General features: G+C 68.6%; 23 protein-coding genes and 1 rRNA gene. 10 read left to right on the forward strand and 14 right to left on the reverse strand.

Annotated elements, in window-relative coordinates; translation table 11 throughout:
- Nucleotides 1-90 (forward strand): 5S ribosomal RNA (gene rrf / locus ABZ880_RS40895); the annotation flags it as partial.
- Between the two features lie 68 nt (nt 91-158).
- Nucleotides 159-710, forward strand: a complete 552-nt coding sequence (locus ABZ880_RS40900; protein WP_361274335.1) for a GNAT family N-acetyltransferase — start codon at nt 159-161, stop codon at nt 708-710.
- Between the two features lie 4 nt (nt 711-714).
- Here ABZ880_RS40900 and ABZ880_RS40905 read toward each other — a convergent pair whose 3' ends face one another.
- The 9 genes from ABZ880_RS40905 to ABZ880_RS40945 all read right to left on the reverse strand — a co-directional run bounded on the left by ABZ880_RS40905 (nt 715) and on the right by ABZ880_RS40945 (nt 11896).
- Nucleotides 715-2211: a type VI secretion protein gene (locus ABZ880_RS40905; protein WP_361274688.1), complete on the reverse strand. Its 1497-nt coding sequence runs from the start codon at nt 2209-2211 to the stop codon at nt 715-717.
- Between the two features lie 15 nt (nt 2212-2226).
- On the reverse strand, nt 2227-3648 hold the full coding sequence (locus ABZ880_RS40910) for an ATP-binding protein (RefSeq protein ID WP_361274337.1): 1422 nt from the start codon (nt 3646-3648) through the stop codon (nt 2227-2229).
- A 13-nt stretch (nt 3649-3661) separates the two neighbouring features.
- Nucleotides 3662-5221, reverse strand: coding sequence for an SCO6880 family protein (locus ABZ880_RS40915; RefSeq protein WP_361274339.1), 1560 nt, complete (start codon nt 5219-5221; stop codon nt 3662-3664).
- On the reverse strand, nt 5218-6561 hold the full coding sequence (locus tag ABZ880_RS40920) for a hypothetical protein (RefSeq protein WP_361274342.1): 1344 nt from the start codon (nt 6559-6561) through the stop codon (nt 5218-5220). Before ABZ880_RS40920 ends, ABZ880_RS40915 begins: the two co-directional genes overlap by 4 nt.
- Nucleotides 6551-7381 (reverse strand): hypothetical protein, encoded by an 831-nt coding sequence (locus ABZ880_RS40925; RefSeq protein WP_361274345.1) that lies wholly within the window; start codon nt 7379-7381, stop codon nt 6551-6553. The genes ABZ880_RS40920 and ABZ880_RS40925 overlap by 11 nt, the downstream gene beginning before the upstream one ends.
- 147 nt (nt 7382-7528) lie before the next feature.
- A complete protein-coding gene (locus ABZ880_RS40930) occupies nt 7529-7837 on the reverse strand; it encodes a hypothetical protein (RefSeq protein WP_014673544.1) in 309 nt (102 codons plus the stop codon).
- A 362-nt stretch (nt 7838-8199) separates the two neighbouring features.
- A complete protein-coding gene (locus ABZ880_RS40935; protein WP_361274347.1) occupies nt 8200-9513 on the reverse strand; it encodes a S53 family peptidase in 1314 nt (437 codons plus the stop codon).
- 310 nt (nt 9514-9823) lie between these two features.
- Nucleotides 9824-11188 carry a S53 family peptidase gene (locus tag ABZ880_RS40940; protein ID WP_361274350.1) on the reverse strand — a complete coding sequence of 455 codons (1365 nt, stop codon included), beginning with the start codon at nt 11186-11188 and terminating at the stop codon, nt 9824-9826.
- Nucleotides 11189-11476: 288 nt separating this feature from the next.
- Nucleotides 11477-11896 (reverse strand): SRPBCC family protein, encoded by a 420-nt coding sequence (locus ABZ880_RS40945; protein ID WP_361274352.1) that lies wholly within the window; start codon nt 11894-11896, stop codon nt 11477-11479.
- Between the two features lie 386 nt (nt 11897-12282).
- On the opposite strand from ABZ880_RS40945, the gene ABZ880_RS40950 reads away from it, so the two are divergent.
- The 3 genes from ABZ880_RS40950 to ABZ880_RS40960 all read left to right on the forward strand — a co-directional run bounded on the left by ABZ880_RS40950 (nt 12283) and on the right by ABZ880_RS40960 (nt 15125).
- Nucleotides 12283-13059 (forward strand): trypsin-like peptidase domain-containing protein, encoded by a 777-nt coding sequence (locus tag ABZ880_RS40950; protein WP_361274353.1) that lies wholly within the window; start codon nt 12283-12285, stop codon nt 13057-13059.
- Nucleotides 13060-13193: 134 nt separating this feature from the next.
- Entirely contained in the window at nt 13194-14201 is a 1008-nt protein-coding gene (locus ABZ880_RS40955) for a bifunctional lytic transglycosylase/C40 family peptidase (RefSeq protein WP_361274355.1), read from the forward strand.
- A gap of 219 nt (nt 14202-14420) precedes the next feature.
- A complete protein-coding gene (locus tag ABZ880_RS40960; RefSeq protein ID WP_361274357.1) occupies nt 14421-15125 on the forward strand; it encodes a phosphatase PAP2 family protein in 705 nt (234 codons plus the stop codon).
- 5 nt (nt 15126-15130) lie between these two features.
- On the opposite strand, the gene ABZ880_RS40965 is transcribed toward ABZ880_RS40960, so the two are convergent.
- Nucleotides 15131-16675, reverse strand: a complete 1545-nt coding sequence (locus tag ABZ880_RS40965) for an FAD-binding oxidoreductase (protein WP_361274360.1) — start codon at nt 16673-16675, stop codon at nt 15131-15133.
- Nucleotides 16676-17041: 366 nt separating this feature from the next.
- Here ABZ880_RS40965 and pstS point away from each other — a divergent pair, with 366 nt between their 5' ends.
- The 4 genes from pstS (at nt 17042) to pstB (ending at nt 21199) form a co-directional block, all read left to right on the forward strand.
- Entirely contained in the window at nt 17042-18169 is a 1128-nt protein-coding gene (gene pstS, locus ABZ880_RS40970; protein WP_361274362.1) for a phosphate ABC transporter substrate-binding protein PstS, read from the forward strand.
- A gap of 138 nt (nt 18170-18307) precedes the next feature.
- The gene (pstC, locus tag ABZ880_RS40975; protein ID WP_361274364.1) at nt 18308-19315 is read left to right on the forward strand and encodes a phosphate ABC transporter permease subunit PstC; all 1008 of its coding nucleotides are present in this window, start codon (nt 18308-18310) and stop codon (nt 19313-19315) included.
- Nucleotides 19312-20373, forward strand: coding sequence for a phosphate ABC transporter permease PstA (gene pstA, locus ABZ880_RS40980; RefSeq protein ID WP_361274367.1), 1062 nt, complete (start codon nt 19312-19314; stop codon nt 20371-20373). Before pstC ends, pstA begins: the two co-directional genes overlap by 4 nt.
- 49 nt (nt 20374-20422) lie before the next feature.
- Complete coding sequence (pstB, locus tag ABZ880_RS40985) at nt 20423-21199, forward strand: phosphate ABC transporter ATP-binding protein PstB (protein ID WP_361274370.1); 777 nt, start codon at nt 20423-20425, stop codon at nt 21197-21199.
- A gap of 105 nt (nt 21200-21304) precedes the next feature.
- Here pstB and ABZ880_RS40990 read toward each other — a convergent pair whose 3' ends face one another.
- Both ABZ880_RS40990 and ABZ880_RS40995 read right to left on the reverse strand, forming a co-directional pair.
- Entirely contained in the window at nt 21305-22303 is a 999-nt protein-coding gene (locus ABZ880_RS40990) for an inorganic phosphate transporter (RefSeq protein WP_361274373.1), read from the reverse strand.
- A gap of 7 nt (nt 22304-22310) precedes the next feature.
- Nucleotides 22311-22931 carry a DUF47 family protein gene (locus ABZ880_RS40995; RefSeq protein WP_188289463.1) on the reverse strand — a complete coding sequence of 207 codons (621 nt, stop codon included), beginning with the start codon at nt 22929-22931 and terminating at the stop codon, nt 22311-22313.
- A gap of 218 nt (nt 22932-23149) precedes the next feature.
- On the opposite strand from ABZ880_RS40995, the gene ABZ880_RS41000 reads away from it, so the two are divergent.
- On the forward strand, nt 23150-23476 hold the full coding sequence (locus ABZ880_RS41000) for a metal-sensitive transcriptional regulator (protein WP_361274376.1): 327 nt from the start codon (nt 23150-23152) through the stop codon (nt 23474-23476).
- 42 nt (nt 23477-23518) lie between these two features.
- Here the strand turns inward: ABZ880_RS41000 and ABZ880_RS41005 are convergent, their stop codons facing one another.
- Nucleotides 23519-23695, reverse strand: a complete 177-nt coding sequence (locus tag ABZ880_RS41005) for a hypothetical protein (RefSeq protein ID WP_361274379.1) — start codon at nt 23693-23695, stop codon at nt 23519-23521.
- 119 nt (nt 23696-23814) lie between these two features.
- Complete coding sequence (locus ABZ880_RS41010) at nt 23815-24642, reverse strand: hypothetical protein (RefSeq protein ID WP_361274382.1); 828 nt, start codon at nt 24640-24642, stop codon at nt 23815-23817.
- Nucleotides 24643-24711 lie beyond the last annotated feature (69 nt).

Genomic DNA, 24711 nt, shown 5'->3' on the forward strand with positions numbered 1-24711 from the left:
CCCGGTTACATTCCGAACCCGGAAGCTAAGCCTTACAGCGCCGATGGTACTGCAGGGGGGACCCTGTGGGAGAGTAGGACGCCGCCGAACAAATCGTGAGAAAACCCCCGTACCAATAATCGGTACGGGGGTTTTCTGCGTTCCGCTACGGTGACTGTATGAGCTACAAGATCCGTTCCATACGCGCCGACGAGTGGGCCGAGGCAAAGGCCTTGCGCCTGGTGTCTCTGAAGGACCCCGTGGCGCATCTGGCCTTTCTGGAGACCTACGACGAGGCCTCGGCCCATCCCGACTCGTTCTGGCAGGAGCGCACTGCCGGCGGTGCCGAGGGTGCGCTCGGTGCGCAGCAGTTCGTCGCCGAGGGGCCGGACGGGGAGTGGGTCGGAACGTTGACCGTGCTGATCGAGGAGGCGGGGGAAACCGACTGGGCCGGGTTCCCGATCGAGCGGAAGCAGGGGCATGTCGTCGGGGTGTTCGTAAGGCCCGAACACCGCGGGATCGGTCTCACGGAAGTGCTCTTCGACGCCGGCCTGGAGTGGGCGTGGGGGCGTGACGTCGAGCGGGTGCGGCTCATCGTGCACGAGGACAACGGGCGGGCCCAGGCCTTCTACCGCCGGGCGGGGTTCACGCCCACGGGAAGGGTCGTACCGCTCGCGAACAACCCGGAGGACACCGAGCTGGAGTATGTCCTGGAGCGAGACGGAAGCTGAGCCGCTACACCGGCAGTTCGTCGTGCGGCCAGCGGGCGCGGCCCTGTTCGCGGGAGCGGAGCAGGGCCAGCGTGGGCAGGCCCCGGTCCGTCCCGGTGGACAGCAGCTCCGGGAGCTGGGGAAGCGGAGCCACTGCTGCGACATCGTCCAGGACGAGTGTCAGTGGTGGGTCGAGGCGACCGGAGGATGACCGTTCGGCCATGCGCCGGCCGCGCTCGACCACGCTCGAGACGAGGGCCGTCAGGAGGGGCATCGCGCCTGGATTGGTCCTGGGGTCCTCGATGGATTCCCCCACCACATAAAGCGTGCCCCCTTCGTCGACGAAGGAATCCAAGGCGAGTGCATCAGTTCGGTTTGGAGTGCAGGCCTCGCGGATGTTGACCGTGAAGAGGGCGGCGAGGGCTCGGCTCGTCAACTCCTGGGCGATGTCGCGGCGTTCGGGGTGGGCGGTGAGCGCGGCCTCGAGTTCGCCGCCGGAGCCGTGGGCCGCCTTCGGGTTCGTACGGAGAATGCGGACCGCGTCCTGGATCTGGGTGCCCTGGGACCAGCGGTGGACGTGGCGGATGGTGCGGCCGTCGATGGCGGCGGCGTGCAGATAGCTGCGCAGTAGCGTTTCCGCGGTGTCGCTGACCGCCTGGTCGAGTCGTGAGGTCGGCCGGACCGGGGTCAGGAGGGCGGCTGCCGTCGACGCCGCCGTCTGTTTGTTCTCGCAGCCCGTGGTGGGGGACCAGTGGACGCGGGCCGGGGTGTCGCAGGCGTGGGTGGGGTCGTAGAGGTGGACCGGGCCCAGTTTGGCTCGGGCGTCCTTCGTCTCCTGCCAGAGGGAGGGGTTCGAGGTGACGACGAGAGCGGGGCCCTCCGCGTCGCGTACGGCCTGGGCCGCGGTGGTCTGGCGGCTTTCCCTCGGGGCTACGAGTATTTTCTCCCAGCCGCCGACCGGTTTTGCGCCGAAGAGAGGGGCGGGCGTCTCGGCCGTATCCACTGTCTCGGCCGTGTCCACTGCTTGCTCGTGGAATTCCGTGGGTTCGGGTTGGAGTGGTGCCGTCCTCGGTGTCGGTACCTCGTAGTGCTGCGGTGCGGGCTCACTCGTGGCGGTGGGTTCTTCGAACGCGGCTGCCCGCTCTGCCCGTCGCCGCAGGCGTCCCGCTCGCCAGCGTGCGACCGTGCCCATCACGAACACGGTCAGTACGAACAGGATCATGAGCTGGCCGATGAACAGGCCCCAGAACAGGCCGTATCCGGAGAGCTGCGTTGCCGGTGTCTCAGGCCAGGCGCCGGCGATGTCGTGCGGTTCGCCGATGAGGTGGCGCATGGCGATGGGTGTGCGGGTGAAGGTGATGCCGTCCGGCCAGGAGCCCTTGGCGAACCAGCCGGCCAGGCCGGTGGCGGACCACACCAGCAGGGTCATGCCGAGGAGGAAGGCGAGTATGCCGATCAGTAGCCCGTCGGGGATGCCGCCCTGGCCCTCCCGAGCGTCCCGTCTCCGGTCGTCCGGTCTCACCACTTCTGCCTCCCGCTACGCCACCGTCGACTCGGACGAGCCGTCGAAGTCGCTGAGGTGCTGCTCCACGAAGGCCGCAGCCCGCTCCTCCGCCTCCATTTCGGCGGCGTGCAGGGCGTCGTCGGCCAGGTCGGCGGACGACTCCGTCATCGCGCGGTCGGTGAAGACCAGCGGGCGTTCCGTCTCCGTGACCAGGTGTTTGACGACCTGGACGTTGCCGTTGACGTCCCAGACCGCGATGCCCGGGGTGAGGGTCGGGATGATCTCCACCGCCCAGCGGGGCAGGCCCAGGACCCGGCCCGTCGCTCTCGCCTCGTCGGCCTTCTGGGCGTAGATCGTCCGCGTCGACGCCATCTTCAGGATCGCGGCCGCTTCCTTCGCGGCTGCTCCGTCCACCACGTCGGACAGGTGGTGGACGACCGCCACGAAGGACAGGCCCAGGCGCCTGCCGAACTTCAGCAGGCGCTGGAACAGCTGGGCCACGAACGGGCTGTTGATGATGTGCCAGGCCTCCTCGACCAGGAAGATGCGCTTCTTCCGGTCGGGGCGGATCCAGGTGTGCTCCAGCCAGACGCCGACGATCGCCATCAGGATCGGCATGGCGATGGAGTTGCGGTCGATGTGGGACAAATCGAACACGATGAGGGGCGCGTCCAGATCGATGCCGACCGTCGTCGGGCCGTCGAACATGCCGCGCAGGTCACCGTCGACCAGACGGTCCAGGACCAGCGCCACGTCCAGGCCCCATGCCCGTACGTCCTCTATGGCGACGTTCATCGCCTCGGCCGACTCCGGCTCCGGGTGCCGTAGCTGCTCGACGATGTCGGTGAGGACCGGCTGGCGTTCGACGATCGTCTCGTTGACGTAGGCGTGCGCGACCTTCAGGGCGAAGCCGGAGCGCTCGTCCAGCCCGTGGCCCATCGCGACCTCGATGATCGTGCGGAGCAGGGCCAGCTGGCCGGTCGTCGTGATCGCCGGGTCGAGAGGGTTGAGGCGGATGCCGTGGTCCAGGGCCGCCATCGGGTCCAGGCGGATGGGAGTTATCCCCAGCTCCTGTGCGATGAGGTTCCACTCACCGACGCCGTCCTCGCCCTGGGCGTCGAGGACGACGACCTGGCGGTCGCGGAAGCGCAGCTGCCGTAGGACGTACGTCTTCTCCAGGGCCGACTTGCCGTTGCCGGACTCGCCGAGGACCAGCCAGTGCGGGGCGGGCAGCTGCTGGCCGTACAGCTGGAAGGGGTCGTAGATGTAGCCCTTCCCGGAGTAGACCTCGCGGCCGATGATCACGCCCGAGTCGCCGAGGCCCGGGGCGGCCGTGGGCAGGTAGACGGCCTGGGCCTGGCCCGTCGACGTGCGCACCGGCAGGCGGGTCGTCTCGACCTTTCCGAAGAGGAAGGAGGTGAAGGCGTCGGTGAGGACGGACAGCGGATCCCGCATCAGAACTCAGCCCCTACCTTCGGATGCCGGTGGCGAACGGAAGCGTGTTCACGAAGGCGCGATGGTGTTCCCGGTCGCACCACTCCAGCTTCAGGTACGACTTTCCGGCCGAGGCGCGGATGGTCCGCTTGTCGCGGGCGAGGGCCTCGGGGGAGCGGGAGGAGACGGTGATGTAGCCGACCAGGTTGACGCCCGCCGCGCCGCTCGCCAGGTCCTCGCCGCGCTGGTCCAGGCGGTTGTGGGCGGCGACGTCGCGGGGGTCGACCGTGCGGTTCATCTTGGCGGCGCGGGAGGCCTCGGCCTCGTCGTTGGTCTTCTCGGTCAGCATGCGTTCGATGGCTACCTCGGTGGGCTCGAGATCCATCGTCACGGCGACCGTTCGGATGACGTCCGGGGTGTGGACCAGCAGAGGCGCCAGGAAGTTCACGCCGACCGGGGTCATCGGCCACTCCTTCACCCAGGCGGTGGCGTGGCACCAGGGCGCGCGGGTGGAGGACTCCCGGGTCTTGGCCTGGAGGTACGTCGGCTCCATGGCGTCCAGCTCGGCCGGCCAGGCGTTGCGCTTGGTCATCGCCTGGATGTGGTCGATCGGGTGGTCGGGGTCGTACATGGAATGGATGAGCGACGCCAGCCTGCCTTGTCCCAGCGGCTGGCGGACGCGGATGTCGGCCTCCTGCAGGCGCGAGCAGATGTCGGTGAGCTCACGGGCCATGACGACCGCGAGTCCGGCGTCCCGGTCGACCTTGCGGCCGCTCTGGGGACGGGCCGCGCGTGCCATCGTGTGTGCCTCGGCCGCGAGTTCGCGGGTGAAGTGCATGCAGGCGACCAGGTACGCGCGGTGCTGCTCGCTGCTGGTGGACACCATGGACTGCAGTTGGTCGTACGACGACTGCAGCCACGGCAGCGACTTCTCGTCCCCGCGTACGGCGACGTCCTTGGCGTGGGCGTCCGGGTCGGCGGGGAGGGTGCGGGCGAGCATCTGCAGGCGGGTGACGAAGCCGTCGCCGTTGGCCACGTGCTTGAGCAGCGTGCCGAAGCGGTCGACGAGGGCCTCCTGGTCCTCGGAGTCGCGCAGGCCCACGCCGGGGCCCTCGATCTCGATGGCCGCGGTGACCGTCCTGCGGTCGGCGTGCAGGAGCACGGCGATCTCGTCGGGGCCGAAGGGGGCGGCCAGCCAGGTGATCCGGCCGATGCCGGGCGGCGGGCCGATCTCGACCTCCCGCCCGTCGAGGTGGGTGCCGGCCTCGACGACGCCGCTGCGGTAGACGGTGCCCTGCTTCAGGGTGCGCTTGTAGCTGCGGTTGATCTCGAACCACTTGTAGAACGTGCGGTGCTTGTACGGCACGTAGACCGCCGCCAGGGCGACCAGCGGAAAGCCCATCAGCAGCACGATGCGCAGCGACAGCACCGGGACGAGGAGTCCGCACATCATGCCCAGGAAGGCGCCCGCGATGATGAGCGCGATCTCGCCGGACTCGCGGTTCCGGCCGACGATCGCGTTCGGCCGGGCGCGGCCGATGAGATATGTACGGCGGGGCGTGACCGGATGGGACAGGTGGGACTCGGTCGTCAACGCCCTTCACCTCCCGTGCGGTTGCTACTGCTGTTGCGGGTGTTGCCGGCGTGCGGGGTGTTCACCGGGCTCGACGAACGGGGTGCGGGTGCGGCGGAGGGGACACTTCCGCCGCCACCACCGTTCGAGGTGCGGGTGCTGTGGGCTGCGACGCCGCCGGAGACCGGGTTGGCCGGGCGGGCGCCGCCGTTGGAGGAGGACTGGCCGCCGCCTCCGTTGTCGTTCGCGCGGGCGCTGTGCGTCTTGATGCCCTGCGCGACCATGGTCGCCGGGGAGCTGATGACCGCGGCGGCCTTGCTCTCGGCGCCCTGCATGATGCGGTTGTTGCGGGAGCTGGCGATCTCGTCGCCGAAACCGGGGACGAAGCGGTAGATCATCGCGCTGGCGAAGATGGCCAGCAGGATGATCGCGAGGCCGGAGACGACTGCGGAGAAGGCGTTGGGGCCGTTGTCGGAGGACAGTGCGCCCGCGAGGCCCAGGACGATCACGATCACCGGCTTCACGAGGATCACGGCGATCATGATGCCCGCCCAGCGGCGGACGTGGCCCCACAGGTTCTTGTCGACGAGACCGGCGTAGACGACGGTGCCGAGGAGGGCGCCTACGTAGAGGAGGGCGGCGCGGATGACCAGCTCCAGCCACAGGACGCCCGCGGCGAGGATGCTGACCAGGGACACGACGATCAGCATGATCGGGCCGCCGCCGATGTTCTCGCCCTTGTCGAGTGCGCCGGAGAAGGTGCCGAAGAAGGTGTCCGTCTGGTCGCCGGTCGCCTTGGCGAGGACGTCTGTCACGCCGTCGGTCGCCGATACGACGGTGTAGAGGATGAGCGGTGTGAAGGCGGAGGCCAGGACGGTCAGCCAGAGGAAGCCGATTGCTTCGCTGATGGCCGTCGTGAGGGGGACGCCTCGGACGGCCCGCTTGGCCACGGCCAGCAGCCACAGCACGAGGGTGAGGATCGTGGAGGCGGCGAAGACCACGGCGTACTGCTGAAGGAACTTGGTGTTGGTGAAGTCGACGTTGGCGGTCTCCTTCACGGCCTCGCTGAGCTTGTCGATGGTCCAGGAGGCGGCGTCGGCACAGCCCTTGGCGAGGGAGGAGAGGGGGTCGAGGGTGGAGGTGGGGTCGATGCCGCCTCCGGTGCCGGTGGTGCCCTTGTCGCCGTTGCCGCGTTCGCAGTACTGCTTCGCGGGGCCGACGATGAGGTCGCACTTGTCGTCCGAGGTCGTCGGCGACGGAGAGGGAGCTGCCGCGGCGCGGGTGGCCAGCAGCACGGCCGTGGTTTGTACGGCTGTGAGGACGGCGGCGACCTTGAGTGCGCGGCGCGGGCTACCGGGCATAAGTGAAGCCTCCGTACTCCTCGACGGCCTTGGACATGTCGTCGGCGCTGGATGCCTTGTCGTCTCCGGGGACGGGTGCGGGGCCGTCCTTCTGGGAGAAACTCTCGACCTTCCAGTCGCCGTCCACCCAGCGGAGCTCGAGCGCCATGGTGAACCAGTCGCTGGTGACCGGGTTGGTCGACTTCTCACCCGCCGTGCCGTACAGCCCGGTGCACCAGACCTCGATGGCCGCCGTGGTGTCCGAGTAGGCCGTGGTCTTGGTGCCGATCGGCACGGTGCGCGAGACGTAGGTGCTGCCCGCAGCCGCGTTGCCGTTCTCGTCCAGGCCGATCTTGCTCAGGAAGTCCTTTGAGTAGGCCTTGTTCAGCTTGTCCAGTAGCTCGGCCTGCTTGTCGGCGACGAAGACCTGCTGCACGATCCCGGTTCGCTGGGTGGGCTTGAGAATGTCGGCCGAAACGAGCACCGTCGCATAGTTCGCCGCCGCGCTCTGCGCCCCCTGCATGTCGTGCGCGAACCCCGTCGCGATCCCCCCGGCCTTCGGCTGCACCGGCTTCGTGCCGCTGGCTGCCGTCGTCGACGACTCCGGCTTGTTTCCGGAGGTGTCCGTGGAAGAGGAATCGTCGCCTCCACGGTTCGCGAAGGCGATCGCGGCGATCAGGAGGACCACCACGCCGACCACCGTGACCAGGCTTCGGGACGACGAGCGGCCGCCCCGCCGCGCGCCCCCGTACACATCGCCGCCGCCCTCGGGCAGCCGTGTACGAGTCTGGCCCGTACCCCCGTAACCGCCGGAGGCATCCCGCTCGTCTCCGAGACTCATGCCGCGTACGCCCTCTCCACCTCGTAGACATACGACGGTAGCCGTGCTGGTTCCCGCATGGGCGCGGTGTGGTGACTCGACATCAGGGAAACGCAACCTCAGCCGGTGAGCACGACGGTCGGGTGGGGTGAAGGGGGAGGGGGTGGGCTAGACGGCCATGCCGTACACGATGGTGAAGAGCGTGCCCAGGGAGCCGATGATGAATACGCCGGTCAGACCGGCGATGATGAGGCCTTTGCCTTGTTCCGCGCTGAAGGTGTCGCGGAGCGCGGTCGCGCCGATGCGCTGCTTCGCGGCGCCCCAGACGGCGATGCCGAGGCAGAGCAGGATGGCGACAGCCATCACGACCTCGATCATGACCTTGGCCTCGTTGCCCAGGCTGCCGAAGGGGCCCCAGTCCGGAGCGATCCCGCCGATGATGGTGTTGATGTCTCCCTTGTCGGCCGCAAAGAGCATGTAAGTCACCGCCCCTGGTGGGTAGTTCCGGTTCCGCAGCCCCCTGCGGGGTGCAGAGGTCAGGCTCATTCTCGCCGACAATGCTGCCGTCGTATGTCGACTTGGCGTCATTGCCTGGCGGGTTTCGTACGAAAAGCACGTACGGTCACTCTGTGTATCACGGCAGGTCACGCCGGGCAATGAGGCCTGGGCGGAACCTTTGTGTGGTTCCGTCGTTGACCCCTCTTGTGCCCCGGCCCGTTTCTGACGGTTTGTCGGGGTGAGTCGTCGTGCCGGTGTTCTCCGGGTGAAGGGTATCCCGCGCACGGCGAGCGGGCCGCGGCTGGTCGCCGCGGCCCGCTCGGTGACGGAGAGTCAGCCGGTCAGCCTGTGAACGCGGAGACTCCCTCCGGAGTGCCCCAACCCGTCGGGCCGTCGTATCCCGACTGGGCGGTGCACAGATAGGTGGTGGAGCAGCTGCCGTTGTTGCCGCTGGTCACGTCGTTCAGTGCAGAGGTGCCCGCCGCGGCGTACGGGAAGGAGGCCGGGTAGGAGGACGACGACGGGGTGCCGGCCAGTGCGTAGACGCCCGCGATGATCGGGGACGAGGCGCTCGTTCCGCCGAAGGTGTACCAGCCGGCGGTGATGCCGTAGGAGTCGTAGACCGAGACTCCGGTGGCGGGGTCGGCCACCGCGGAGACGTCCGAAATCGTGCGCCTGGTGCAGCCGGTGTCGGTCTGCCAGGAGGGCTTGGCGTCGTACGACGAGCAGCCGGAGCCTGTCGCCTCGGAGCTCGATGTCTTCCAGACGGTCTCCGACCAGCCTCGGGTGGTGGAGGCCGCCTTCGAGAGGGCCGTGCCGCCCACCGACGTCACGTACCTGGAGGCCGCCGGGTACTCGGCGCCGTAGCCGCTGTCGCCCGCGCTGACGGTGATGGCGACGCCCGTGTGGTTGAAGTACGAGGAGTCGTAACTCGTGTCCGACGAGGACTCGGAGCCGCCGTAGCTGTTCGACACGTACTTCGCGCCCAGGGTGACCGCCCTGTTCACCGCCGTGCCCAGGTTGGCCATCGTCGCTGAGGTCGCCTCGACGAGCAGGATGTTGCAGTTCGGGCAGATGGCGGAGGCCATGTCGAGGTCGAGGGAGATCTCCTCGGCCCAGCCCGTGTTGGCCGACGGGAGTGAGGTCGTGGAACCCGTCTGGCTGACCTTCTTGAAGCAGCCGTTGGCCGTCGTGCAGGCGCTCAGGCCGTAGTACGAGCGGTAGGTGGCGAGGTCGGCCTCGGCGTTGGGGTCGTCGTAGGCGTCGACGATGGCGATGGTCTCGCCGGAGCCGTTGGAGGCGGCCGCGGAGGTCAGGCCGTAGGCGGACTGGAGGTCGGTGGGGCCGTAGCCGGAGGGGGTGGCGGCGTCGGCGGCCTTGGGGGTGACGCCGGTCTTCGCGGCCTGCTGCTTCTGGAAGGCGGTGAGGCCGCCGGTGACGCGGTAGGAGTTGCAGGCGAGTTCGCCCTTGTGCTGCGGGGTGGCGCAGGGGGTCGCGGTCCAGGTGACCTTGGTGGACGCGGTCTGCTGTGCCGCGTCGGCCTGGACGGCGGTGCCGAAGCCGGTGAGGAGGAGGGCGGCCGTGGCGGCCGCTGCGGTGCCCATGCGGCGCAGGCCGCGGCGGGCGGTAGGTCTGTTGGGGGGAGTGGAACGCATCGTGCAGCCTCCTGGTGTTCCGGTGGTCCTGATGGGGGTGGAACAGGGGCGGTGCGGGTGCGATGCCGACCATCTCTTGTTGAGTACGCGACAACAAGGGAGTCCTGGAATCCTGACTTCCGGCTTACTGAACCAGGTCCGGCGCTTTACTCAACTCACAGGTGTCTCAAGGGTGTTGTACGGAAAAACGGGCCGCGGCCGGCTGCCGTGACCCGTTTCCCTTTCCATGCCGCCGAGGAGTCCCCACGTACTCCTCACTCGGGCGGCTCCCCGTGACCCGACGGGGAGGTCCTGCTGGGTACTGCTGCTGTCAGCTCGCCGTGAAGGCGTCCAGGCCCTCCGGGGTGCCCCAGCCGGTCGGGCCGTCGTAGCCCGACTTCGCGGTGCAGAAGTAGCTGGTGGAGCAGGTGCCGTTGTTGCCGCTGGTCACGTCGTTGAGGGCGGACGTGCCGGCCGCGTTGTACGGGTACTCGGCCGGGTAGTCGCTGCTGCCGGGGGTGCCGGCGAGAGCGTAGACCGACGCGATGATCGGGGACGAGGCGCTGGTGCCGCCGTAGGTGTTCCAGCCGGTGCCGTCGGAGCCGTAGGTGTCGTAGACGGAGACGCCGGTGGCGGGGTCGGCGACGGCGGAGACGTCACTGATCATGCGCTTGGTGCAGCCGGTGTCGGTCTGCCAGGACGGCTTGGCGTCGTAGGAGGAGCAGCCGGAGCCGGTGCCCTCGGTGCTGCTGGTCTTCCAGACGCTCTCGGTCCAGCCGCGGCTGTTGGAGGAGGTCGACAGCTTGGTGCCGCCGACCGCGGTCACGTACTTGGAGGCGGCCGGGTACTCGGCGCCGTAGCCGCTGTCGCCCGCGCTGGCGGTGATGGCGACGCCCGGGTGCTTGTAGTACGAGGAGTCGTACGTGGTGTCCGAGGAGGACTCGTCGCCGCCGTAGCTGTTGGAGACGAACTTGGCGCCGAGCTTGACGGCCTCGTTCACCGCGGTGCCCAGGTTGGCGTCGGACGCCGACTTGGCCTCGACGAGGAGGATGTTGCAGTTCGGGCAGGTCGCGCTGACCATGTCGAGGTCGAGCGAGATCTCGCCGGCCCAGCCGCTGTCGGCGGAGGGGAGGGAGGTCGTGGAGCCGGTCTGGCTGACCTTGGAGAAGCAGCCGTTGTCCGTGGTGCAGTCGGACAGGCCGTAGTACGAGCGGTAAGTGGCCAGGTCCGCCTCGGCGTTGGGGTCGTCGTAGGCGTCGACGATGGCGACGGTCTCGCCGGAGCCGTTGGAGGAGGCGGCGTCGGCCAGGCCGTAGGCCGACTGGATGTCGCTCGGGCCGTAGCCGGTCGGGTCGTCCTGGGCGGCGTTCGGCTTGATGGTCTTGGGGGTGACGCCCTTGAGGGCGGCCTGCTTCTCCATGAAGGCGGTGGTGCCGCCGGTGACACGGAGGGCGTTACAGGCGGCGTAGCCCTTCTTCGGGGTCGCGGCGCAGGCGTTCTCGTACCGGACATGGGCCTTCGCCACCTGGGCGGCGATGGTCCTGGCGCTCACCTTGTGGGCGGAGGTGGTGGCCGCGTTCGCGTGGACCGCGGTGCCGAGGCCGGCGAACACGAGGGCTGCGGTGGCGGCGGCTGCCGAGCCGACGCGGCGCCATCTGCCGGATATGTGGGGGGAGTTGGGGGTGGACGTACTCAACGTACAGCCTCCTGGGAGTGGGTTGCAGAGGCCTGCGGGTGGGGGGTCCACCGGTGAGGTTGCCGGTGGGGGCGGCGGCCCGCGACGACCATCGCTTGTTGAGTACGCGACAAACAAGACAGTTTCGGAATTCTGACTTCCGCATTACTGAAGAGTGTTGGGGGGTTACCGGTCAATGGGCGGGCGATGGAGGGAGGTTGGCGGTGGCTTGACTTCGCGCACAGGGGGTGCACAGAGGGTGCACAGGTTTACGCGCGTGGACCGGGCGTGCGTCGGGTCGTCGGACGGTCATCGCTCCAATTGCCGCTTCAGGTTCCGGTAGCTGATCGGTGCTCCCTTTGCCGCCTGGCGCCGGACCAGGGGCAGGAGCGGTATGCCGATGCCCTGCGGCTCGAAGTCGAGGGAGAAGGTGATGCGGGAGGCCGTGCCGTTCGCCAGCGGCTCGACGGTGATGTCCATCAAGGGGCGCAGCGGGCCGTCCAGGCCGCGGGCCGACCAGTGGGACGGAGGCCGGGAGTCGGTGACCTCCTGGGTGAACGTCCGTTGCGAGGGGCCGATTCGGCGGGTGGTGGTGAAGCGGCCGCCGCCGTCCGTCTCCACCTTCACCACGTCGCCCTGCCAGTCGGCGAAGTGCGCCGGGTCGGTGACGTAGGAGAAGACCTCGTCCGCCGTGCGGGCTGTCTCGATGCTGGACACGAGCGGTGCCATGATGCGCCCTCCTGGCTCTGTGTGTGCCTGGGTCTGCTTCTTCTACGTCCCTGACGGATCGGGGGCCTCGTCTGTGACCGGCGGGCTTGTCGCCGCCACCCGGTCTCTTGCGAATCAAATCCATCCGCGCGCGCCTATTCGCAGGCCGGCGGGTGACGGTGTACGAGCGCGTCGCGTCGGCCCGTACCGGGCACTGACCCGGACCGTGTACGCCGACGTCACGCCGAGGTGCCGTCGGCAGCGGAGGCGGAGACGGCGGGCGCACCGTACGGTGGTGGCATGTGTCTGTTGCCCGAGGTGCCCCAGTCGCAGAAGGGGCCGTTCACGGAGAGTTTTCAGTGAACGGCAGACGTTTTTCTCACCTTCGTCGGTCACAGTGGTTTCCGATGAAGCGCACCTCACGCATCAACAGCCGCGTCGCCATGCCCCTCTACGCCGCCGTCGTCCTGCTCGTGCCGGCCGTCACCTCGGCCTCCCTGGCATCGGCCGACGACGGTCCGGGGCCCTTCGGCGTGACTGCCGTCGCCGCCGCGACCGCGCAGAGCGCCCGGGTCGGGGCCCTCTTCGGGGCCGACCGGAGGTCCAAGCTCGCCGGCGGGCACTTCTGTACGGCCTCCGTCGTCCACAGCGCGCGGCGGGACCTCATCGTCACCGCCGCGCACTGTCTGGACGGCGACAGCGGGGACCTCGTGTTCGTGCCCGGATACCGGGACGGCCGGGCGCCTTATGGGGTGTGGGACGTGAAGAAGCGGTTCCTGCCCGACGGGTGGGCCAAGGGGCAGGACGAGGACAGCGACGTGGCCTTCGCCGTCCTCGGCGACCGGGACGGCAAGGGGGTCGAGGACGTCGTCGGCGGGAACAGGTTCGCCGCCGGGACCGCGACCGGGGCCACCGCCGTCACCGTCACCGGGTATCCCAACACCCGTGAAGTGCCGGTCAGTTGCACCAACAAGCCGAGCGCTCACAGCCGCACCCAGCAGCGGATCGACTGTCCCGAGCTGAGCGGTGGGACCAGTGGCAGCCCCTGGGTCAACGGGGACCAGGAAGTCGTCGGAGTGCTCGGCGGGCACGAGGAGGGCGGGGCCACGGACGACATCTCCTACAGCGTGGTCCTCGGGGCGGAGGCCGCCGAGTTGTACCGGGACGCCGCGTCGGATCCCTGATCCCCTGATTCCCTGACCGCCCCATCCGCTCGGCTCGACCGGTTCGGGATGTACGGCCGGATCGATCACCCCGGAACCCGGGACGCGCCCCTACACTGACGTGGGCGAACGGACTCGTGGGCGGCGAGGGGCGGTTGACGGTGCGTAAGGCATGGATCGTGGCGACCGTTGTCGTCGGCTCGGCCCTGTCCTTCGTGATGCTGCTCGTCGTCGGGGTGTACGTCGTCGCCGGGAACCTCATCAACGGGGTGGGCGGAGGGACCAAGGCGCTGGCCAAGGGGTCGGTGCCCGCCGCGTACTCGGCCATCGTGCAGAAGTGGGGCAACCTCTGCTCCGCCATCAACCCGGCGCTGCTGGCCGCCCAGCTCTACCAGGAGAGCGGGTTCAACCCGAACGCGAAGAGCGCGGCCGCGGCCGAGGGGATAGCTCAGTTCATCCCGGGGACCTGGGCCACGCACGGGATCGACGGCAACGGGGACGGCGTCAAGAACGTCTGGGACCCGCAGGACGCGATTCCGTCCGCCGCGTCGTACGACTGCAAGCTCGCCTCGTACGTGAAGGACGTACCCGGGAATCTGACCGAAAACATGCTGGCCTCGTACAACGCCGGGGCCTACGCGGTGATCAAGTACGGGGGTGTGCCGCCGTACAAGGAGACCCGGAACTACGTCAAGACGATCACGACGCTCGAGGAGAGCTTCGCCGCGCCCACGACGCGGGTGGATCCGTCCAAGCAGGCCGCGGGAGCCATCTACTACGCGCAGAAGAAGCTCGGCACGCCCTATCTGTGGGGCGGCAACGGAACAGCCGCCGACGACGGGCGTTTTGACTGCTCGGGGCTGACCAAGGCCGCGTACGAGAGCGTCGGGATCACGCTGCCGCGGGTGGCCAACGACCAGTACAACGCGGGGCCGCACCCGAAGCGGGACGAGCTGCTGCCCGGCGATCTCGTGTTCTTCTCGAAGGACCCGACCGACTCCCGGGCCATCCACCACGTGGGGATCTACGTGGGCGGCGGATACATGATCGACGCGCCGCGCACGGGTGCCGTGATCCGCTTCGACCCCATCGACATCTCCGAGTACTTCGGGGCGACGAGGGTCACCGAAGATGGCGCGAAAGCATTGCCCACCACGGTGTGAACCGAGCGTGAACCCACCCCCTGAGCTGCGGCGATGAGTCTCTCTTCGATAACGTCTGCGTGATCATTCGGTGGAGTGTGGAACGTAGTAACCGGGACCGTGCGTTCCTGTTCTCGTAGTCATCTGTAGTTGTCTACAACGTGATCTACAACCACGGGGGTGGGTAAGCGCGGCGCACGCGAGTGCGCCCGAGGCAGACGACGAAGGGGCCGCAGCACGATGGCTGGACTCGCCGAATCCGGGTCGAACCCCGACGTCGACCTGCTCTACGACATCAATGGCCTGGCCAAGGACGCGCCGCGCTGGATCGACCGGGTCATGGAGTTCGTCGGGGAGTACGGGCTGCTGCTCGCCATGGTGCTGCTGGTGGTCTGGTGCTGGTGGTCCGTGCGCCGGCGCGGGGCCGAGGACGCCGCGACGTCCGTGGCCGCGCTGGTGTGGACGCCGCTGGCCGCCGCGCTCGCGGTGCTGGTGAACGTGCCGATAAGGGGCTTCGTCGAGCGGCCCCGGCCGTTTCGCGACCACCAGGGGCTCGACGTCCTGGTGTCCGGCAAGACCGACTACTCCTTCGTGAGCGACCACGCGACGATCACCATGGCCATGGCGGTCGGACTGTTCGTCGCCAACCGGAAGTTCGGGCTCGCGGGCATCGCACTGGCCCTGCTCGAAGGCTTCTGCCGGGTGTACATGGGCGTGCACTACCCGACGGACGTGGTCGGCGGGTTCGCGCTCGGCACGGCCGTCGCGCTTCTGCTGTCGCCGCTCGCCATGGCCCTGCTCACACCGCTGACGAAGGCGGTCGAGCGGTCGGCGTGGGGCGGATGGATCGTTCGGGCCCGGGGGCGGTCGGCCGTAGGGCAGGACGCCGTGATCCCCGGGGCCCGCAAGGACGTCGAGTCGGAGGAGCGGGACCTCGCCGCGTAGCGGCCTTACAACGCCTGGGGGTAGGTGAAGAAGCGGTTCGGGTCGTACTGCTTCTTCACGGTCGCCAGCTTCGCGGCCGCGTCGCCGTAGTACGCCTTCCGCCAGTCCGTCAGGGTCGGGTCCGTGTAGTTCTGGTACGCCGCTCCGGAGGCGTACGGCCGCATCGCGTCGTGGGTCTTCGTGAGCCAGGACTGGGGCGCCGTGCCCGTCGTGCCGGCGCGCCAGGACGCGATGTACTGGGCCAGCATCCGGGAGCGGCGGTGGACGAAGGCCGTCGCCGTGGGGGAGACGCGGTTGACCGCGCCGCCCAGGGCCGTCAGCGCGATGCTGCCCGCGCCGCCCGGGACGGAACTGATGCGGGTGAGCAGGGTCTGGATGCCGGCCGCGGAGATCGAGCGGTCGAAGAAGTCCGAGCGGGCCGTGTAGGTCTCCCGGCCCAGGGCGCCCTGCGGGTTGCGGCCCGGGGTGGAGCCGGGCAGATGGCACTGGGCGTCGGTGGCGAAGGACGAGCAGCCCGCGTACGCCTCCATCGCGCCCTCGTAGGTGTGCCGTTTGAGGGTGGCGCTGCGGGCGGGCGAGCCGACCCTGGAGACCAGGCGGTCGATCGCGTTCTGCAGGTCGCCGTACGTGCCGATGGAGAAGGCCGCGACCGACACGGTGGGCGAGCCGCCGTTCTCGAGGTGGCAGGAGGACCAGATCTCGTCGGGCTGGTCGGGGCCCCACTCCTGCCAGGCCTTCACCACGGCGGCGGCCTTCGACCAGGGCCAGGTCACGTACGCGGACACCGCCTGCGGTGCCGGGTGGGTCTTGAAGTGCAGTTCGGTCACGACGCCGAAGTTGCCGTTGCCCGCGCCGCGCAGGGCCCAGAACAGGTCCTTGTTCTCACTCGCGTCGGCGGTCAGCTGCTTGCCGTCGGCCGTGATCAGCGTCGCCTGGGTGAGGCTGTCGCAAGTGAGGCCGTACGCCCGGGAGACGACGCCGTGGCCGCCGCCGAGGACCAGGCCGGAGACACCGACCGTGGGGCAGGAGCCCGCGGGTATGGTCACGCCCTTCGCGGTGAGCGCGCGGTAGACGTCGATCAGCTTGGAGCCGGCGCCGACGACCGCCTGGCCGCCGCTCACCCGGATCTGCTTCAGCTTCGAGACGTCGAGGATCAGCTTGCCGTTGCCGGAGGACCAACCCGCGTAGGAGTGGCCGCCGTTGCGGATCGCGACCTTGATGCCGTGCGCCCGGGCGTAGGCGAGGGTCGTACGGATGTCGTCGGCGTGGGCGACGTAGGCGACGGCCGCCGGCTTCAGTCCGTCGAAGCGCGTGTTGTAGAGCTGGTGGGCCGTGGCCCAGTTCGCCTCGCCCGGGCGGATCAGGCTGCCGTCGAGGTCGCGGGCGAGGGCGGTCCAGTTCGCGGGAGCCGCGGCGGCGGACCTGATCGACGTACCGGAAGATGACGACGAGCCGGTGGTGTCCGCGTCGGCGGACCCGCCCTTGCACGCGGCCGTGGCGACCGCTGCGATCGCGGCCGCGCCGCCGCCTATGAACGTACGCCGTTCCATGCTGTGCCTCCCGATTGCTCTCGGGGGATGAGATGGCTCGCCGATCTCCCGGGTTCCGGCGGAAGTGTCACTCCTGTGTCACCGTAGAGTCTGTGACCTGTGTCACTGCCTGCTTGTCCACCGGATCAGCCCGGCTTCGTGGCCCGGGACCTTCACGTGCCCTCCCCGTGAGCATTCCGTGACCTAACCACAAAGTCTGCAGGGGTTCACCTCTCGTTCATTTGCGGCCATCGGCGCCTTCACCTGATCTGCCTAATTTCAGCCTCAACGCGATGTGGGCCGCGGCCGAGCAGTACGTGTCCCCATCACCCGGAACTTCGCACGCCGCCGGATTCAGGCCGACGGCTCCTGGAAGGAACTCCCTCAGTGAAGCTTCAGCGCATGAACCGGCGGGCCATCGCCCTCGGTGCCCTCGCCGCGTCCGGCGCCCTGGTCCTCACGGCGTGCGGCTCGGACGACACCAGCAGCAGCAGCGGCGGCAGCAGCGCTTCGGCGACGACGGGCGGCAGCTCGATCAAGTGTGACGACGCCAAGGGTCAGCTGCTGTCCGACGGCTCGTCTGCGCAGAAGAACGCGATCGACGCCTGGGTCGCGCAGTTCTCCAAGGCCTGTGGCGTGCAGATCAACTACAAGGCCGGCGGTTCCGGTGCGGGTGTCACCTCCTTCACCCAGGGCCAGCTCGCCTTCGCCGGTTCCGACTCCGCGCTGAAGCCCGAAGAAGTCACCGCCTCCAAGAAGGTCTGCTCCGGCGGCCAGGGCATCGACCTCCCGATGGTCGGTGGCCCGATCGCGGTGGGTTACAACCTGTCCGGCGTCGACAACCTGGTCCTGGACGCCCCGACCCTTGCGAAGATCTTCGACAGCAAGATCACCAAGTGGAACGACCCGGCGATCAAGAAGCTGAACCCGTCCGCCAAGCTGCCCGACCTCAAGATCCAGGCGTTCCACCGCTCGGACGAGTCCGGTACCACGGACAACTTCACCAAGTACCTGATCGCCTCCACCCCGGACAACTGGAAGTACTCCGGCGGCAAGGCCTGGCAGGCCAAGGGCGGCCAGTCCGCCGCGCAGTCCTCCGGTGTGGCCGCGCAGGTCAAGCAGACCAACGGCGCCATCGGCTACTTCGAGCTGTCCTACGTCGCCGAGGGCGTGAAGGCGGTCAGCATCGACACGGGCGCCAGCGCCCCGGTCGCGCCCAGCAGCGACAGCGCCACCAAGGCCATCGCGGACGCCAAGGTCGTGGGCACGGGCAAGGACCTGTCGCTCCAGCTGAACTACGCCACCAAGGCCGACGGCGCGTACCCGATCACCCTGGTCACCTACGAGATCGTGTGTGACAAGGGCAACAAGGCCGACACGCTCCCCGGCACCAAGGCGTTCCTGCGCTACATCGCCTCCGAGGACGGCCAGAAGGTTCTGCCCGACCTCAAGTACGCCCCCATCCCCGCCGACATCATCGCCAAGGTCCGCACCACCATCGAGGGCCTGAGCTGATCTGAGTGCGGCCCGGTCCCGGGCCTGAAAACCCGGGACCGGGCCGCATCGTCCGGTGCACCGCCGCCACGAGCCGTACGTCGCGTACGGCTTCGCAGAGCCGCACAGCGCGTGCGGTTCCGCAGACCGGAGAACCCGATGGACACATCAACACAGATAACCGACGCACCGCCCCCCACCCCTGAGCCCTCCACGGCCGAGCAGAAGCGCGCGGCCCGTGGCGCCACCCGACCCGGCGACCGGATCTTCCTCGGTCTGTCCCGTGGGTCGGGCATCCTGCTGCTGGTGATCATGGCCGCGATCGCGGTCTTCCTCACCTACCGCGCCTCGCTCGCGATCAGCAAGGACCACGGAAACTTCCTCACCACCTTCGAGTGGAACACCAGCCTCCAGCCGCCGTCCTTCGGTATCGCCGTCCTGGCCTACGGCACGGTGATCTCCTCGATCATCGCCATGGTCATCGCGGTCCCGATCGCGGTGGCCATCGCGCTGTTCCTCACGCACTACGCCCCGCGCAGGCTGAGCGGTCCCATCGCCTACGTGATCGACCTGCTCGCCGCCGTGCCGTCCATCGTCTACGGCCTCTGGGGCGCGCTGATCCTCGTTCCGCACATGAACGGCCTCTTCGGCTGGCTGAACGACTACTTCGGCTGGACCGGCCTGTTCTCCTGGGACGAGGGCGCCCCGCGCTCGATGCTCACCGTGGGCATCCTGCTCGCGATCATGATCCTGCCGATCATCACCAACGTGAGCCGCGAGGTCTTCCGGCAGGTCCCGCAGATGCACGAGGAGGCCGCGTTGGCCCTCGGCGCCACGCGCTGGGAGGTCATCCGCATGGCCGTCCTGCCCTTCGGCCGCTCCGGCGTGATCTCCGCCTCGATGCTCGGCCTCGGCCGTGCGCTCGGCGAGACGATGGCCGTCGCGACCGTGCTCTCCCCGGACTTCCTGATCCACGCCAGCCTGCTCAACCCGGGCGGCGGCACCTTCGCCCAGAACATCGCCAGCAAGTTCGGCGAGGCGGACGAGTTCGGCCGTGACGCGCTGATCGCCTCCGGTCTGGTCCTGTTCGTCATCACCCTGCTGGTCAACGGCGCGGCTCGCATGATCATCGCCCGCCGTGCGGAGTACTCGGGGGCCAACGCATGAGCAACGCCGCCATCGCCGAAAAGCGCCCCAGCACCCTGCGCGGCGCCTCCCTGCCGAAGTGGTCGCCGTGGGCGATCGCCGTCGGCTCCGTGGCCGTGGCCGTCGGCATCGGCCTGGCCGCCGGTCTCGACAGCAAGGTCCAGTGGGGCCTGATCGCCGGTCTGGTCTTCCTCGTCGCCACGTACGGCATCGCCGCGAGCGTCGAGGGCCGCCGGCAGGCCAAGGACCGCATCGCGACCGCCCTGGTCTGGGTCGCCTTCCTGCTCGCCGTCGTGCCGCTGGTCTCCCTGGTGTGGACGACCGTCGCGCGCGGCGTGAAGGTCCTCGACATCTACTTCCTGACCCACTCGATGGGCATCGTCGCCGACTCCCAGCCGGGCGGCGGCATCTACCACGCCATCATCGGCAGCCTGGAGCAGGTCGCCCTCGCGACGCTCATCGCCGCCCCGATCGGCGTGCTCACCGCGATCTACCTGGTCGAGTACGGCCGCGGCAAGCTTGCCCGGGCCGTCACCTTCTTCGTCGATGTGATGACGGGTGTCCCGTCGATCGTCGCGGGTCTGTTCATCCTGTCGCTGATGCTGATCTTCGACATGGAGCCGTTCGGCTTCGCCGGATCGCTGGCCCTGGCCATCCTGATGATGCCGGTGGTCGTCCGCTCCACGGAGGAGATGCTCAAGCTCGTTCCGAACGAGCTGCGCGAGGCCTCGCTGGCGCTCGGTGTCCCGAAGTGGCGCACCATCCTGAAGGTGGTCCTGCCGACCTCGATCGGCGGCATCACGACCGGCATCATGCTGGCGATCGCCCGTATCGCCGGTGAGACCGCGCCCGTGCTGCTGCTGGTGTTCGGCAACCGCTTCATCAACAACAACCCCTTCGAGGGTGCGCAGCAGTCGCTTCCGCTGTACATCTATCAGCAGTACGCGAACAGCGCAGGCAACAACGCGGCGTACGACCGAGCCTGGGCGGCGTCGCTCACGCTGATCGCCTTCGTGATGATCCTGAACCTGGTGGCCCGCGGCATCGCCCGCTGGAAGGCCCCGAAGTCCGGTCGCTGACGCGGCCATACAGCGACCAGTCTCCCCTCGAAAGAAGCAGTGATTTCCAATGGCCAAGCGAATTGACGTCAGCGGCCTCAGCGCCTACTACGGCTCGTTCCGTGCCATCGAGGACATCTCGATGAGCATCGAGCCCCGTACCGTCACGGCCTTCATCGGCCCGTCCGGCTGCGGCAAGTCCACGTTCCTGCGCACCCTCAACCGGATGCACGAGGTGACGTCGGGCGGCCGGGTCGAGGGCAAGGTCATGCTCGACGACGAGAACCTGTACGGCGCCGGGGTCGACCCGGTGGCGGTGCGGCGTGAGGTCGGCATGGTCTTCCAGCGTCCGAACCCCTTCCCGACGATGTCCGTGTTCGACAACGTCGCGGCGGGTCTGCGGCTGAACGGCTCGTACAAGAAGAGCGAGCTGAGCGACGTCGTGGAGAAGTCGCTCAAGGGCGCGAACCTGTGGAACGAGGTCAAGGACCGTCTGAACAAGCCGGGTTCGGGTCTGTCCGGTGGTCAGCAGCAGCGCCTCTGCATCGCTCGCGCGATCGCGGTCGAGCCGAAGGTGCTGCTCATGGACGAGCCCTGCTCGGCGCTCGACCCGATCTCGACCCTCGCCATCGAGGACCTGATCGGTGAGCTGAAGGAGCGCTTCACGATCGTCATCGTGACGCACAACATGCAGCAGGCGGCGCGTGTCTCGGACCGTACGGCGTTCTTCAACCTCGCGGCGGTCGGGCAGCCCGGCAAGCTGATCGAGATCGACGACACGGAGCGGATCTTCTCCAACCCGTCGGTCCAGGCCACGGAGGACTACATCTCCGGCCGCTTCGGCTAGGCCGCCACAAACCCCTCGCGGTGCTGCATGGCGGTGCCACCGCGAGGACGATGAAGGGCCCGCCCCCGGCTCCCGGGGGCGGGCCCGTCGTCGTATCGGAAGGGCTTACAGGAACGCCAGGTTCACGACTCCGAACGCGCCTGCCGCCACCAGTGCTGCTGCCGGCATCGTGATGAACCAGCCCAGGATGATGTTCTTGGCCACGCCCCAGCGGACCGCGTTCAGACGCTTGGTGGCGCCGACGCCCATGATGGCCGAGGTGATGACGTGGGTCGTCGAGATGGGGGCCTTGAAGATGTAGGCCGTGGTGAACATGATCGACGCGCCCGTGGTCTCGGCGGCGAAGCCCTGCGGCGGGTCCAGTTCGATGATCTTGCGGCCCAGGGTGCGCATGATGCGCCAGCCGCCGGCGTAGGTGCCCAGGGAGAGCATGACCGCGCAGACGATCTTCACCCAGACCGGGATCGGGTCGCTGAAGGTCTGGTGGCCGGAAATCACCAGGGCCATGACGACCACGCCCATCGTCTTCTGCGCGTCCTGGAGGCCGTGACCGAGGGCCATGCCGGCCGCGGAAACCGTCTGCGCGATGCGGAAGCCTCGCTTGGCCTTGTGCGGGTTGGCCTTGCGGAAGAGCCAGAGGATCGCGGTCATGACGAGGTAGCCGGCGATCAGGCCGACCACCGGAGACAGGAACATCGGGATGACGACCTTGTCCAGGACGCCGTTCCAGTGCACGGTCGTGCTGCCGGCCAGTGCCGCGCCCACCAGGCCGCCGAACAGGGCGTGGGAGGACGACGAGGGCAGGCCGTAGTACCAGGTGATCAGGTTCCAGACGATCGCGCCCGTCAGCGCCGCGAAGAGGATGCCCATCCCCGTCGCGCCCTCCGGCGTCGAGATCAGGCCCTCGCTGACGGTTTTCGCGACTCCAGAACCGAGGAAGGCGCCCGCGAGGTTCATCACAGCGGCCATCGCCAGGGCCGCTCGCGGGGTCAGTGCCCGCGTCGACACCGACGTCGCGATCGCGTTCGCCGAGTCGTGAAAGCCGTTGGTGTACGTGAAGAAGAGCGCGACCGCGATGGTCACGACCAGAGCGAAGGTGTCCATGAAGGGGTCAGGACTCCTTGACGGCGATGGTCTCCACCGTGTTCGCCACGTGCTCGAAAGCGTCCGCGGCCTCTTCGAGCACGTCCACGATCTGCTTCAGCTTCAGCACCTCGATGGCGTCGTACTTGCCGTTGAAGAGGTGGGCGAGCAGCTTGCGGTGGATCTGGTCCGCCTGGTTCTCCAGGCGGTTGACCTCGATCCAGTACTCGGTGAGGTTGTCCATCGTGCGGAGGTTCGGCATGGCTTCGGCCGTGAGCTCGGCCGCCCGCGCCAGCACCTCGATCTGCTGCTCGACGCCCTTGGGGAGCTCCTCCACGTTGTAGAGGACGACCAGGTCGACGGCCTCCTCCATGAAGTCCATGATGTCGTCGAGGGACGAGGCGAGGGAGTAGATGTCCTCGCGGTCGAAGGGCGTGATGAAGGAGGAGTTCAGCTGGTGGAAGATCGCGTGCGTGGCGTCGTCACCTGCGTGTTCAGCGGCCCGCATACGCTCTGCGATCTCGGCCCGGGCGGAAGTGTCCGCCCCGAGCAGTTCCATCAGGAGCTTCGAGCCCGTGACGATGTTGTCCGCGGATGCGGCGAACATGTCATAGAAGCTCGTCTCCCTGGGGGTCAGACGAAAGCGCACAAGGGGTCCTCGGGGTGCATCGGTTTCGGTCAGGCTGATGCTAGGTGCATCATCCGGCCACGGCTAATGGGCCGTCCCCCAGTGTCGCCCATCGAGCAGAGTGATCAGCACGGGGGCGGTACGGGGCTTCGTTCCGGGCCTTGGCCAAGGGCCCTATACCCCGCAAAGTTCGTTACGATATACCCACTAGGGGTATATGTCTGGAGCTGGAGGACGCGATGACGACCACTGAGGCCGGCGCGGCTGCGCCCTCCGCGCACGAGACGCACGGCTACCACAAGCAGAAGGACGAGCACCTCAAGCGACTGCGCAGGATCGAGGGCCAGATCCGTGGCCTGCAGCGCATGGTCGAGGAGGACGTCTACTGCATCGACATACTCACGCAGGTGTCCGCCTCCACCAAGGCCCTGCAGTCCTTCGCCCTGCAGCTCCTGGAGGAGCACCTGCGCCATTGCGTCGCCGATGCCGCCGTCAAGGGCGGTGACGAGATCGACGCCAAGGTCGAGGAGGCGACGAAGGCGATCGCCCGCCTGCTGCGGACCTGAGCGGCCGTCGTACCGCTGTGGCTTGATCGGGGTGCCTCCGGCTCAGTCGCCGGAGGCTTCCTCGCGTTCTTGGGCCACTTTCAGCACCTCGTCGATGCTCTCCAGGCTGAGCCGGTCCTCCGCGGCCGAGGCCGCGATGATGAGCTCTCCGCACAGCTCGATCTCGGCGAGGGCCACGTGGTCCTGAACTGCCGTACCGCCGACCGGAGCCACGTGCATCACCTCTTCTCTGCCGTTACCGACTTCCTAGAGTAGGGAGCGGCCTACACACCGCGCATGGCACGGAAGGGCTAGTTCTTGACGCCCGTCGGTCCTCCGTGCGTAGGGCCTCGGGGGCCTCAACGCTCGGCGATCTTTCCCTCGTAGATGTCCTTCGACGCCGGCAACCGTACGTCGACGGGGGTCCCGAAGTCGTACAGCAGCGTCGTCGAGGCGACCGCGACGGTGGCCTGCTCGCGGCCGTTGACGAAGCTGAAGCGGTGGCGGATCTTGCGGATGCGGCCCTGGTCGTCGAGGTACACGTCGAACGGGACCCGGGTCGTGGCGAACCCTTTCGCCGCCGCGGCAAGTGCCTCCCGGGTGCCCTTGGCGGCGCCCTTCGCGGCCAGCGCGAGGTCGGCGGTGCCGCGGTAGTGCCGCACCTTGGCGCCCGCGACCTCGGTCCGGCCGAGGTAGGTCGCCGTGCGCGTCCCGCGCAGCAGCTCGGCGGAGGTGAGCGGGTCGGTGGCACCGCCGGTGACCAGATTGCCGTCGGAGAGCGTGGCCGTGTCCACCCGCACCCACTTGTCGGCGGGGACCCCCGCACCCCGGTTCTTCATGAACAGGGCGCCGGGCGCGAGGAGTTCGGTGATCGGGCGGTGCTCGGCGGCGCCCGCCGGGTCCGTCGGGGGCTGGACCTGCAGCCGGCCGAGTTGCTCGGTGTAGTCGTAGACGCCCTCGCCGCGAATGGTGACGCGGGTGCCGCCGGTGGCCATCTCCATCGACGTACGGGCCTTGGAGCTGCCCGCGTCCAGGAGGGTGCCGGCGGCACGCTGCAGGGTGTGGACGGGGTCGGCGGCGCGGGCGTCCTCCGCGGCCGCGCCGCTGCCGGAGCACCCACTGGCCCCGAGACAGACGACGAACCCCGCGACAACCGCTCCGCCGACCCTGCGCTGCCGCTCTGCCATCGCCTGCCAACCCCCAGCCGGTACGTCCGTCACGGGCCCCCTGTCGTTCCGCTTAACGACGGGTACGGG

The sequence above is a fragment of the Streptomyces sp. NPDC047043 genome, from assembly GCF_040644055.1.
Taxonomy (GTDB): Bacteria; Actinomycetota; Actinomycetes; order Streptomycetales; family Streptomycetaceae; genus Streptomyces.

Bases quoted from the DNA above. Each gene is read 5' to 3' on its own strand.
- ABZ880_RS40900 (WP_361274335.1), top strand. From the start codon at position 159: ATGAGCTACAAGATCCGTTCCATACGCGCCGACGAGTGGGCCGAGGCA.
- ABZ880_RS40910 (WP_361274337.1), bottom strand. From the start codon at position 3,648: ATGCGGGATCCGCTGTCCGTCCTCACCGACGCCTTCACCTCCTTCCTC.
- ABZ880_RS40920 (WP_361274342.1), bottom strand. From the start codon at position 6,561: ATGCCCGGTAGCCCGCGCCGCGCACTCAAGGTCGCCGCCGTCCTCACA.
- ABZ880_RS40925 (WP_361274345.1), bottom strand. From the start codon at position 7,381: ATGAGTCTCGGAGACGAGCGGGATGCCTCCGGCGGTTACGGGGGTACG.
- ABZ880_RS40930 (WP_014673544.1), bottom strand. From the start codon at position 7,837: ATGCTCTTTGCGGCCGACAAGGGAGACATCAACACCATCATCGGCGGG.
- ABZ880_RS40935 (WP_361274347.1), bottom strand. From the start codon at position 9,513: ATGCGTTCCACTCCCCCCAACAGACCTACCGCCCGCCGCGGCCTGCGC.
- ABZ880_RS40945 (WP_361274352.1), bottom strand. From the start codon at position 11,896: ATGGCACCGCTCGTGTCCAGCATCGAGACAGCCCGCACGGCGGACGAG.
- ABZ880_RS40950 (WP_361274353.1), top strand. From the start codon at position 12,283: ATGAAGCGCACCTCACGCATCAACAGCCGCGTCGCCATGCCCCTCTAC.
- ABZ880_RS40960 (WP_361274357.1), top strand. From the start codon at position 14,421: ATGGCTGGACTCGCCGAATCCGGGTCGAACCCCGACGTCGACCTGCTC.
- ABZ880_RS40965 (WP_361274360.1), bottom strand. From the start codon at position 16,675: ATGGAACGGCGTACGTTCATAGGCGGCGGCGCGGCCGCGATCGCAGCG.
- pstC (WP_361274364.1), top strand. From the start codon at position 18,308: ATGGACACATCAACACAGATAACCGACGCACCGCCCCCCACCCCTGAG.
- pstA (WP_361274367.1), top strand. From the start codon at position 19,312: ATGAGCAACGCCGCCATCGCCGAAAAGCGCCCCAGCACCCTGCGCGGC.
- pstB (WP_361274370.1), top strand. From the start codon at position 20,423: ATGGCCAAGCGAATTGACGTCAGCGGCCTCAGCGCCTACTACGGCTCG.
- ABZ880_RS40990 (WP_361274373.1), bottom strand. From the start codon at position 22,303: ATGGACACCTTCGCTCTGGTCGTGACCATCGCGGTCGCGCTCTTCTTC.
- ABZ880_RS41000 (WP_361274376.1), top strand. From the start codon at position 23,150: ATGACGACCACTGAGGCCGGCGCGGCTGCGCCCTCCGCGCACGAGACG.
- ABZ880_RS41005 (WP_361274379.1), bottom strand. From the start codon at position 23,695: ATGCACGTGGCTCCGGTCGGCGGTACGGCAGTTCAGGACCACGTGGCC.
- ABZ880_RS41010 (WP_361274382.1), bottom strand. From the start codon at position 24,642: ATGGCAGAGCGGCAGCGCAGGGTCGGCGGAGCGGTTGTCGCGGGGTTC.